Source organism: Alcanivorax sp. HI0044, assembly GCF_001634945.1.
The window spans coordinates 1-780 of record NZ_LWEZ01001374.1 but is presented as its reverse complement, the minus strand read 5'-3'; the positions used below and the strand labels follow the sequence as shown (position 1 = coordinate 780).

General features: G+C 52.1%; 1 protein-coding gene. It reads right to left on the bottom strand.

What is annotated here, in order from left to right:
* Window positions 1-780: GNVR domain-containing protein (locus tag A3730_RS20350; RefSeq protein ID WP_156501271.1), on the bottom strand; the 780-nt coding region annotated here is incomplete at both ends.

Below are 780 nucleotides of genomic sequence, written 5' to 3'. Positions count from 1 at the left end.
AACGGTGCATGTGCCCTTTACGCATATCGGCATCAATCACCACTACATTTTGCCCAGTTTGTGCTAATACTGCCGCCAAGTTGGCGGTGACGAAGGACTTGCCCACCCCTGGGCTAGGGCCGGATACCATGAGCACCTTGTTGCTGGCTTCCATCATGGCGAAGTGAAGACTGGTTCGAAGGCTGCGTAAGGCTTCGATTGCCAGATCGTTGGGGTCGGATAACGCAAGCAACGGTATGGGTTCTTTGTTCTTTTTGTGGCGCCGACGCTTCAGTGCCTCCAGTCTATCTACTTTCTGCTGATGCTCAGACAAGGGAATGGAGGCATAAACAGAGATGCCCTGCTCTTCCAGTTGTTCAGGGCTTTCGATGCCGCGATTGAAGGCAGCTTTAACTAACACATAGCCAACGGCCCCCATACCACCCAACATAGCTGCCAGGATGGCAACCAACGGCTTCTTGGGTTTAACTGGCTCAGGCTGTACCAGTGCCTTATCGATAATGCGAACACTACCCACCGTGCCCGCTTTCATGATACGCAGCTCCTGCACCTTGTTGAGCAGGCCCACGTAGATTTCCTGATTTACTTCCACATCGCGCATGAGGCGCAGGACTTCCTGCTGGGTTTCCGGTAATGCTTTGATTTGACTGTTGAGCTGTTCTTTTTCCTGGTTGAGAGAGCCACGCTGTTGAATCAGGGTGCGATAGGCCGGGTGCTCACGAGTAAAGCGGGCAGAAATTTCGCTTTCCTTGATTTTCAGCTCATTGATTTTTCCCTCAA